Source organism: Dietzia sp. UBA5065 (assembly GCA_002415925.1).
Taxonomy (GTDB): Bacteria; Actinomycetota; Actinomycetes; order Mycobacteriales; family Mycobacteriaceae; genus Dietzia.
This window is the reverse complement of the sequence record DIAZ01000140.1, coordinates 6395-14088: the sequence shown is the minus strand read 5'-3', so window position 1 is coordinate 14088 and position 7694 is coordinate 6395. Positions and strand designations below refer to the sequence as shown.

Annotated in this window: 8 protein-coding genes; 5 read left to right on the top strand and 3 right to left on the bottom strand. The window is 71.3% G+C overall.

The features are described from left to right. Positions 1 to 113: 113 nt before the first annotated feature. From B4M60_RS11155 to B4M60_RS11140, 4 genes are all read left to right on the top strand, one after another. Positions 114 to 1730 (top strand): FAD-dependent oxidoreductase, encoded by a 1617-nt coding sequence (locus B4M60_RS11155; protein ID WP_291083716.1) that lies wholly within the window; start codon positions 114 to 116, stop codon positions 1728 to 1730. A gap of 116 nt (positions 1731 to 1846) precedes the next feature. After that, positions 1847 to 2968, top strand: coding sequence for an NDMA-dependent alcohol dehydrogenase (locus tag B4M60_RS11150; protein ID WP_291083713.1), 1122 nt, complete (start codon positions 1847 to 1849; stop codon positions 2966 to 2968). A 130-nt stretch (positions 2969 to 3098) separates the two neighbouring features. Beyond that, positions 3099 to 3365 (top strand): metal-sensitive transcriptional regulator, encoded by a 267-nt coding sequence (locus B4M60_RS11145; protein WP_291083710.1) that lies wholly within the window; start codon positions 3099 to 3101, stop codon positions 3363 to 3365. A 71-nt stretch (positions 3366 to 3436) separates the two neighbouring features. After that, on the top strand, positions 3437 to 3823 hold the full coding sequence (locus tag B4M60_RS11140; RefSeq protein ID WP_291083707.1) for a DUF302 domain-containing protein: 387 nt from the start codon (positions 3437 to 3439) through the stop codon (positions 3821 to 3823). Here B4M60_RS11140 and B4M60_RS11135 read toward each other — a convergent pair. The 3 genes from B4M60_RS11135 to B4M60_RS11125 are packed head-to-tail and all read right to left on the bottom strand — an operon-like array spanning position 3813 to position 5922. Beyond that, the gene (locus B4M60_RS11135) at positions 3813 to 4319 is read right to left on the bottom strand and encodes a dihydrofolate reductase (RefSeq protein ID WP_291083704.1); all 507 of its coding nucleotides are present in this window, start codon (positions 4317 to 4319) and stop codon (positions 3813 to 3815) included. The two genes, B4M60_RS11140 and B4M60_RS11135, sit on opposite strands and share 11 nt — an antisense overlap. A gap of 28 nt (positions 4320 to 4347) precedes the next feature. Further along, positions 4348 to 5148 (bottom strand): thymidylate synthase, encoded by an 801-nt coding sequence (locus tag B4M60_RS11130; RefSeq protein WP_291083701.1) that lies wholly within the window; start codon positions 5146 to 5148, stop codon positions 4348 to 4350. 33 nt (positions 5149 to 5181) lie between these two features. Further along, positions 5182 to 5922 carry a 3'(2'),5'-bisphosphate nucleotidase CysQ gene (locus tag B4M60_RS11125; protein ID WP_291083698.1) on the bottom strand — a complete coding sequence of 247 codons (741 nt, stop codon included), beginning with the start codon at positions 5920 to 5922 and terminating at the stop codon, positions 5182 to 5184. Between the two features lie 65 nt (positions 5923 to 5987). Here B4M60_RS11125 and B4M60_RS11120 point away from each other — a divergent pair. Continuing rightward, positions 5988 to 7694, top strand: a 1707-nt coding sequence (locus B4M60_RS11120) for a DEAD/DEAH box helicase (protein ID WP_291083695.1), incomplete at its 3' end; no start/stop codon positions are given.

Here is a 7694-nt window from a genome sequence, read left to right as displayed (position 1 = left end):
GCCCAGATCAAGGGCCTGGACATGGACGAGGTCCGCAAGGCCGTCGACGAGGCACAGGCCCAGCAGGGCCAAGCGCAGCCCTGATCCGGCCCACCACGCGGAGAGCGAGTCACATGAAGATCGTCATCGTCGGGGGGGTCGCGGGCGGCATGTCCGCCGCGACGCGCCTCCGTCGGTTGTCCGAAGACGCCGACATCACGGTCGTCGAACGCAGCGGGTACGTCTCGTTTGCCAACTGCGGGCTGCCGTACCACGTCGGCGGGGTGATCGAGGACCGCTCGGCGCTGCTCCTGCAGACCCCGCAGTCCCTGGCCGCCAGGTTCGGCATCCGCGTGCTCGTCGGGCACGAGGTCACCTCCGTCGACCGGGGCGGCCGCGTCGTCCAGGTCACCGGTCCGGACGGCGAGGCGAGCCTGGACTACGACGCCCTCGTGCTGTCCCCGGGCGCGCGCCCGGTGCGGCCGCCCATCCCGGGGATCGAACGCGCCCTGTCGCTGCGCGACATCGAGGACACCGACGCGATGGTCGACGCGGTGTCGGGGGACGTCGGGTCGGTCGTCGTGATCGGCGGGGGCTTCATCGGGATCGAGCTCGCGGAGAACCTCCGGCACCGGGGCCTCGACGTGACGATCGTCGAGGCCGCGGATCAAGTGATGGCCCCGCTCGACCCGGAGATGGCGGCCTTCGTCCACCAGCGGCTCCGCGAGAGCGGGGTGGTGCTCCATCTGGGCGCGGGCGTGTCGGCGATCGGGGAGCGCGACGTCACCCTCGCCGACGGGTCGACGGTGCCGGCGGACATCGTGGTGGCCGCGATCGGCGTGCGCCCCGATTCCACCCTCGCCACCGACGCGGGGCTCGAGGTGGACGAGCGCGGCGGGATCGTGGTCGACGAGGCCATGCGGACCTCCGACCCGGCGATCTACGCCGTCGGCGACGCCGTGGTCAAGCGGGACGCCGTGGACGGCTCGGCCGTCATGGTCCCGCTGGCCAACACCGCCAACCGCCAGGGCCGCATGGTCGCGGACGTCATCATGGGCCGCGCCGCCGCCGACCGTCCGGTCCTCGGCACCGCCATCGTCGGGGTCTTCGGACTCCAGGTGGCCACCACCGGCTGGAACGCCAAGCGGCTCGCCGCCGCCGGGCGCCCCTTCCGGCAGATCCACACGCACCCCGCCTCGCACGCCGGCTACTACCCGGGTGCGGCGGGCCTGCACCTCAAGCTACTGGTGGACCCGGAGACGGACGCGATCCTCGGTGCCCAGGCGCTCGGCGAGGACGGTGCGGACAAGCGGATCGACGTGATCGCCACCGCGATGGCGGGCGGCATCACGGCCTCCCGGCTGGCCGACCTCGAGCTGGCCTACGCGCCAGCCTTCGGCTCGGCCAAGGATCCGGTCAACATGCTCGGCTACGTCGCCGGCAACCTCCGCGACGGCACCGTGAAGAGCCTTCAGTGGGACGAGGTGGCGGACCGGGTGTCCGCGGGCGACGTCCTGCTCGACACCCGGACCCCCGAGGAGGTGGCGGCGGGAGCGATCCCGGGCGCGGTGAACATCCCGGTCGACGACCTGCGGGACCGGCTCGGCGAGCTGCCCGAGGGCCGCGTCGTGGCGTACTGCGCGGTCGGCGTCCGCGGCTACCTGGCCGCCCGGATCCTCACCCAGTCCGGGCGCGAGGCGGTCAATCTGGACGGCGGGTACACCACCTGGCGGGCGGCCACCGGGGCCTGAGGCGCCCTAACTGGAACAGGTTCATGCATACGCGGCACGCCGTGCAAGAATGCGGATACCGTAATGAGAACACGTTCCAGTGACGGGCCCGGCCCGTCGCCCCCGGAGGGAGTCGCATGAAGACCAAGGCCGCCATCGCCCGCGAGTTGGGCAAGCCGTTCGAGATCGTCGAGGCGGAGCTCGACGGCCCGAACTTCGGCGAGGTGCTGGTGAAGTGGAAGGTCGCCGGCCTGTGCCACTCGGACCTGCACATCACCAGCGGTGACCTGCCGGGTCGCCTCCCGATCGTCGGCGGCCACGAGGGCGCGGGCGTCGTCCAGGCCGTCGGCGAGGGCGTGACCCACGTCAAGCCCGGCGACCACGTGGTGGGCTCCTTCATCCCGGCGTGCGGCAAGTGCTCGGCGTGCGCGCGGGGCATGACCAACCTCTGCGACGGCGGGCTCAACGGCACCATCGGCGAGATGGCCGACGGGCGCTACCCCTTCGCGCTCGCCAACGGCGAGACCGCGGGGGCGATGTGCACCCTCGGGACGTTCTCGCAGTACACCGTGGCCAACATGAACTCGGTGGTCAAGATCCAGGACTGGATCCCGTTCGAGGTCGCCGCGCTCGTCGGCTGCGGCGTCACCACAGGCTGGGGTTCGGCCGTCTACTCCGCCGACGTCCGCGCGGGCGACACCGTCGTGGTCTTCGGCATCGGCGGCATCGGGATCAACGCGATCCAGGGGGCCAAGCACGCCGGCGCGCGCTTCATCATCGCCATCGACACCGACGAGACGAAGCTGCCCAAGGCGACGGAGTTCGGTGCCACCCACGTCTACTCCGACGTCGATCAGGCCAAGGCCGAGCTGCCGGCCCTGACCTGGGGCAACATGGCGGAGAAGGCGATCATCACCATCGGTGTGGCCGACGCCAAGGTCACCGCGGACGCGGTGGACATGGTGGGCAAGCGCGGCGTCGTGGTCCTCACCTCGATGGGCGGCCTCGACAACCAGTCCATCAACCTCACGGGCCTGTTCGTCTCGCAGTACGAGAAGGTGATCAAGGGCTCGCTGTTCGGCTCGGCCAACGCCTTCCACGACATCCCCAACATCCTCCGGCTGTGGGACGAGAAGCAGCTCAAGCTGGACGAGCTCATCACCCACCGCTTCACCCTGGACCAGGTGAACGAGGGGTACGAGATCATGGAGCGCGGCGGCGAGGGCATGGTCCGGGGGATCATCGTCCACGACGACTGACCGGCGCGACGACCGACTGGCGGCAATATACCCCCGTGGGTACACTGGCTCGAACCGGTGGAACCACGGGGGTCTCGCCCAGGTCCACCGGTTCAGCCCCGAGACCACAAGTGCTCCATGGAGGTGCGCGATGGCCGACACCGACCCTCGGCAACAGGTCCTCAACCGGCTGCGCCGCGCGCGCGGCCAGCTCAACGCCGTGATCGACATGGTCGAGCAGGAGAACTCCTGCAAGGACATCGTCACCCAGCTGGCCGCCGTGTCCAAGGCGCTCGACCGTGCCGGGTTCAAGATCATCAGCACCAACCTCCAGGAGTGCCTCGCCAGGGACGGGGAGCCGGGCGAGGACGGCGCCTCGCTCGCCGAGCTGGAGAAGCTGTTCCTCTCGCTCGCCTGACCCGCCGTCGGCGGCGTGCGACACTGGACCCGGGATTCCCCGGAGACACCCGAACAGAGGCGGAGGCCGTCATGGACGTCAGCATCGGAACGTACACCGAGATGGGGTTCGACGAGGCGGTGGAGTCGACCCGCAAGGCGCTCGCCGATCGCGGGTTCGGCATCCTCCACGAGATCGATTTCACGGCGACCCTCAAGAACAAGATCGACAAGGACATCGAGCGCGTGCTCATCCTGGGCGCGTGCAATCCCGAGTTCGCGGGCAAGGCGTTCGACGTGAACAAGGAGGTCGCCCTGTTGATCCCCTGCAACGTCGTGGTCCGCGAATCCGGTGGCGGGTGCATCATCGAGGCGCAGAACCCCGGACTGTTGGCCCAGGTCATCTCCGGTGGCCTGCAGGACCTCGCGGACGGCCTCTCCGCCGAGATGCGCTCGATGATGAAGGACCTCACCCGCTGAGCACCCGGCGCCGCCACGTGGTGTGACGGTGCCTCACCTCGTCGTCGTACCCCTCCACCCGGCTCCGCGGATCGGTGATCCAGTCACCCACCTCCACCCGCTCCCATGCCCCGTCCAGCGCGGGTGCCCGCACCGTCCCGGGGGCGTCGGCGTCGATCTCGGTGACCAGGCACTCGCCCGCCCGGTCCAGCGCGGCGGCGTAGATCTGCCCGCCGCCCATCACCACCGCGTCGGGGCCCGCCAGCGTGAGCGCCTCGTCCACCGATCCCGCGCGGTCGGCGCCCTCGGCGGACCACCGCGGGTCGCGCGTGCACACGATGTTGCGGCGGCCGGGCAGGGGCCGGAAGCGTGCGGGCAGCGACTCCCACGTCGCCCGCCCCATCACCACGGGCGACCCGGTGGTGGCCTGCTTGAAGAAGGCCAGGTCCTCGGGGATGTGCCACGGCATGCCGCGGCCGTCGCCGATCACCCCGCCGCGGGCCTGGGCCCACACCATCCGCACCGGCACCGTCCGGAGCCCCGTCTCAGACCGCCACCGGGGCCTTGATGCCCGGGTGGTGCCTGTAACCGACCATCTCGAGGTGGTCGTAGGTGTAGTCGAAGAGCGAGTCCGCCCGGCGCAGGCGCAGCTCGGGGTAGGGGTACGGCTCGCGGGACAGCTGCGTCCGGACCTGCTCCACGTGGTTGTCATAGATGTGGCAGTCGCCGCCGGTCCACACGAACTCGCCCACCTCGAGCCCCACCTGCTGGGCCACCATGTGGGTGAGCAGCGAGTAGGACGCGATGTTGAACGGCACCCCCAGGAACAGGTCGGCACTACGTTGGTAGAGCTGGCAGCTCAGCCGGCCGTCGGCCACGTAGAACTGGAACAGCAGGTGGCAGGGGGGCAGGGCCATCCGGGACAGCTCGCCGACGTTCCACGCCGAGACGATGTTGCGGCGCGAGTCCGGGTCGGTGCGCAGCAGGTCGACGGAGTTCGCGATCTGGTCGATGTGGCGACCGTCCGGGGTCGGCCACGACCGCCACTGCACGCCGTAGACGGGGCCGAGCTCGCCCTCCGCGTCGGCCCACTCGTCCCAGATGGTCACCCCGTTGTCGCGGAGCCAGCCCACGTTGGAGTCGCCGCGCAGGAACCACAGCAGCTCGTAGGCGACGGACTTGAAGTGGACCCGCTTGGTGGTGATCAGGGGGAACCCGGCGGACAGATCGTATCGCAGCTGATGGCCGAACAGGCTCCGCGTCCCGGTTCCCGTGCGGTCGGACTTGGCGGCGCCCTGTTCCAGGACGAGTCGGAGCAGATCCTCGTACGGGGTGGGGACGGTCATGGTGCGCAGTCTACTGAGGCGGGCAGGGTCCGCTCAGGCAGGCAGCTCCGCCGCCGCCGCGAGCATCGACTCGGCGAGTTCGGGCCGGCACACCAGGATGTCCGGGGAGTAGGTGTCCTCCTTGTTGAACTCAATCGGTGTGCCGTCGAGCCTCGACGCGTGGAGCCCGGCCGCGAGCGCGACACCCACCGGCGCGGCCTGGTCCCACTCGTTCTGGCCGCCCGCGTGGAAGTAGGCGTCGGCGTCACCGAGCAGGACGGACAGCATCTTGGCCCCGGCCGACCCCATGGGTCGGATCGCCATCCCGAGGGCGTCCGCCACGTGCTGCGCCCCGGCCGGCGGGTTGTTGCGGCTGATGACCAGGGTGCCGGAGTACGGCCCGTCCACGTGGTCGACGTGGTCGGAGCGGAACACCCGACCCGAGTCGGGGAGGCCGACCGAGGCGACGGTGGGAACGCCGTCGACGACCAGCGCCACGTGGACCGACCAGTCGGAGCGTCCCGTGGAGAACTCCTTGGTGCCGTCGATCACGTCGATGATCCAGACCCGCGACTTCACGAGCCTGCTGAGGTCGTCGGACACGCCCTCCGAGAGGGTCCCGTCGTCCGGCCGGTGCACCGCGAGCACCTCGTCGGTCCAGTTCTGGGCCACCTCGTTGGCGACGCGGGCGAGCGATCGTCCGCTGAGCAGGCCGCCCGAGCGCGTGCCCCGGACGATGTCCCCGATTCCGGTGGCGAGGTAGCAGGCCAGGTCGCAGTCGTCGAGTTCGCGCATGCCCACACTCTACGGAGGCGGTCGGGCGCCGGGACGGTGTCGGAGGCGTAGGTCATCATGGGTTCATGTCAGACGCCCTGGAACGGTTCCACCCGGCCACCGCCTCGTGGTTCCGTGGCGCGTTCGGCCGCGCGACCCCCGCGCAGGCGGGGGCGTGGGCGTCGATCGCCAGCGGGGCGCACACCCTGGTCGTCGCCCCCACGGGGTCGGGCAAGACGCTGTCGGCGTTCCTCGCCGCGCTCGACCGCCTGATGCTGGGGGACGTCGGACCCGGGGCCCCGACCGATCCCACACCGGGCACGCGCGTCCTCTACATCTCACCCCTCAAGGCGCTGGCGGTGGACGTGGAGCGCAACCTGCGGGCCCCGCTCGCGGGGATCGAGCGGGCGGCGGCGGCCCTCGGCGTCGAGACCGCGGGTGTCACCGTGGGCATCCGGACCGGCGACACCCCCACGGAGGAGCGGCGTCGGCAACGCTCGAGGCCGCCGCACGTCCTGGTGACCACACCCGAGTCGTTGTTCCTGCTCCTCACATCGGCGGCGCGCGAGACGTTGACCACGGTCGACACCGTGATCATCGACGAGATCCACGCCGTGGCCGGGAGCAAGCGCGGCGCGCACCTGGCTCTGAGCCTCGAGCGCCTGGACGAGCTGCTGGACGCCCCCGCGCAGCGGGTGGGCCTGTCCGCCACCGTCCGGCCGCACTCCGAGGTGGCCCGCTTCCTGGCGGGGGAACGGCCGGTCACCGTGGTGGCGCCCGCGTCGGAGAAGCGGTTCGAGCTCTCGGTCCGGGTCCCCGTGGAGGACATGGCGGACCTGTCGTCGGCGCGCAACGGGCTCCCCGACGGGGCCGCCGCGCCGCCGGGCACCCCGGGCGAGGGGTCGATCTGGCCACACGTCGAGCGACAGGTGGTGGATCTGGTCACCGCCCACCGCTCCACGATCGTGTTCGTCAACTCCCGCCGCCTGGCAGAGCGGCTCACCGCGCGGCTCAACGAGATCTACGCGGAGGACACCGAGCCGGGATCCCTCCCGCCCGCGCCGGCCAGGCCGCCCGCGCAGATCATGGTTCCCTCCGAGGTCTCGCGCGGCGCCCCGGCCGAGCTCGCGATGGCCCATCACGGGTCCGTGTCCAAGGAGCGGCGGGCGCTCATCGAGGACGCGCTCAAGTCCGGCCGGCTCCGCGCCGTGGTGGCCACGTCGTCGCTCGAGCTGGGCATCGACATGGGGGCGGTGGACCTGGTGGTCCAGGTGGAGTCGCCGCCGTCGGTGGCGTCCGGGCTCCAGCGCGTCGGCCGCGCCGGGCACCAGGTCGGCGAGGTCTCCCGGGCGGTGGTGTTCCCCAAGCACCGCGCCGACCTGGTGCACAGCGCGGTGACGGTCGAGCGGATGCTCGAGGGTGCGATCGAGGCGCTCGCGGTCATCTCCAACCCGCTCGACGTCCTGGCGCAGCAGACGGTGGCCGCGTGCGCGCTCGAGTCGATCGACGTGGAGGACTGGTTCGCCGCCGTCCGCCGGACCGCCCCGTACGTCGGCCTGCCGCGGTCGGCGTTCGAGGCGACGCTGGACATGCTCGCGGGCAAATACCCGTCCGCGGACTTCGCCGAGCTCAGGCCGCGGTTGGTGTGGGACCGCGACGCCGGGACCCTCACAGGCCGACCGGGCGCGCAGCGACTCGCCGTCACCTCCGGCGGCACCATCCCGGACCGCGGGCTGTTCGGGGTGTTCATGGTGGGCGAGAAGGCCACCCGGGTCGGGGAACTGGACGAGGAG

Coding starts and splice junctions, on each gene's coding strand:
- B4M60_RS11125 (WP_291083698.1), bottom strand. CDS start 5,922: ATGCGCGAACTCGACGACTGCGACCTGGCCTGCTACCTCGCCACCGGA.
- B4M60_RS11145 (WP_291083710.1), top strand. CDS start 3,099: ATGGCCGACACCGACCCTCGGCAACAGGTCCTCAACCGGCTGCGCCGC.
- B4M60_RS11130 (WP_291083701.1), bottom strand. CDS start 5,148: ATGACCGTCCCCACCCCGTACGAGGATCTGCTCCGACTCGTCCTGGAA.
- B4M60_RS11150 (WP_291083713.1), top strand. CDS start 1,847: ATGAAGACCAAGGCCGCCATCGCCCGCGAGTTGGGCAAGCCGTTCGAG.
- B4M60_RS11140 (WP_291083707.1), top strand. CDS start 3,437: ATGGACGTCAGCATCGGAACGTACACCGAGATGGGGTTCGACGAGGCG.
- B4M60_RS11155 (WP_291083716.1), top strand. CDS start 114: ATGAAGATCGTCATCGTCGGGGGGGTCGCGGGCGGCATGTCCGCCGCG.
- B4M60_RS11135 (WP_291083704.1), bottom strand. CDS start 4,319: ATGGTGTGGGCCCAGGCCCGCGGCGGGGTGATCGGCGACGGCCGCGGC.